This is a genomic window from Gemmatimonas sp. (assembly GCF_036405635.1).
Lineage (GTDB): Bacteria > Gemmatimonadota > Gemmatimonadetes > Gemmatimonadales > Gemmatimonadaceae > Gemmatimonas.
In genome coordinates this window covers 1-1,526 of sequence record NZ_DASWXE010000237.1, presented here as the reverse complement: position 1 = coordinate 1,526, position 1,526 = coordinate 1, and the positions used below count along the sequence as shown (strand labels likewise).

Genomic DNA, 1,526 nt, shown 5'->3' with positions numbered 1-1,526 from the left:
CCACGAACAACAGACCCGTGGCGATTTCGTGGCGGGCCTGGCAGGCACGCACATGCGCATAGGCCGAGTCGCGATTGGTGGGGTCGTAGTCTTCGGACGTGGAACGCAGACGGACCACGCTGCCATCATGCATGGTCACGGCCTTCACATCCTCACCGGACTCGGGCATGGTGATCTCGCGCCGCAGCGGCACGAAGTCGGTGTGCACGGCCTCCACCTCGTGCTCGCGCGTGAACGCGTAGCTCTTGGTGGAGCCTTCGTGATCATTGAAACTCACGCAGGGCGAGATCACGTCGACGATGGCGAAGCCCTTGTGCGACAAGCCGGCCTTGAGGATGGGCACCAGTTGCTTTTTGTCGCCCGAGAACGAACGAGCCACGAAGGTGGCGCCGAGCGTGAGGGCGAGCAGCACCGGGTCGATGGGCGACTGCTCATTGGCCTCGCCCTTCTTGGACGTGGAGCCGATATCGGCCGAGGCGGAGAACTGGCCCTTGGTGAGGCCATACACACCGTTGTTCTCCAGCACGTACAACATGTTCACGTTGCGCCGGATGGCATGCGACAGCTGGCCAAGACCAATGGACAACGAGTCGCCGTCGCCGGACACGCCGATGTAGGTGAGGCCACGATTGGCCGCCGACGCACCCGACGTGACCGACGGCATGCGACCGTGCACGGAGTTGAAGCCGTGCGACTGCTTCATGAAGTACGCGGTGGTCTTGGATGAGCAGCCGATGCCACTCATCTTGCCCACACGATGGGGCTCGAGTTCGAGCTCCCAACCCGCCTGTACGATGGCCGCGGTGACCGAGTCGTGGCCACAGCCGGCGCACAGCGTGGACATCGCACCTTCGTAGTCACGGATGGTCAGGCCGAGCCCATTGGTGCGGGAGCTCGGATGCTTGACTGGTGGCTTCGCAATGGATGTCATGCGTGCACTCCGTTGGTGGCACCCTGCGTAACGCCCTGCGCAGCCGGGACATGACCCAGCGCGCCGAGCTTCCTGGTCACGGCATCGACGACCACCCTGGCCGTCAGGGGCATGCCGCCGTAGTCGACGATGGACAGCATGGAATCGCGCGGGATACCGAGTTCGATGGCCAGCAGCGACCGCAACTGCGCATCGCGGTTCTGCTCGATCACGAACACGCGCTCGTGCTTGCCGAAGAAGTCCTTCACCTCACTGCCGAAGGGGAAGGCCCGCACGCGCATGACATCAGCCACGATGCCCTGGGCTCGCAGCTTGTCGGCCGCCTCGCGCACGGCCGCATCACAGCCGCCGAGTGTCACGAGGCCCACATCGGCGCCTTCCTGCAGGGTGAACACCGGCTTGGGCATGACCGAAGCCGCGTGCTCGAACTTGCGCTTGAGACGGTCGACGAGTTCCTGGTACGCGTCCGAGTCTTCTGTGTACGCCGCGTGCTTGTCGTGCCCAGAGCCGCGCACGAAGTACGCACCCTTGCCGCCAACACCCGGCAACGTGCGCGCCGCGATGCCGTCGCCATCCACATCGAGATAGCGGGAGA

The 1,526-nt window shown here is 64.5% G+C and carries 1 protein-coding gene and 1 pseudogene; both read right to left on the bottom strand.

Going from position 1 to position 1,526, the window contains the following annotated elements; genetic code table 11:
• Positions 1 to 931, bottom strand: a 931-nt coding sequence (locus VGE27_RS18700; RefSeq protein WP_331051192.1) for a 2-oxoacid:ferredoxin oxidoreductase subunit beta, incomplete at its 3' end; no start/stop codon positions are given.
• Positions 928 to 1,526 (bottom strand): annotated as a pseudogene (locus tag VGE27_RS18695) (2-oxoacid:acceptor oxidoreductase subunit alpha); the annotation flags it as partial. The gene VGE27_RS18700 and the pseudogene VGE27_RS18695, both read right to left, overlap by 4 nt.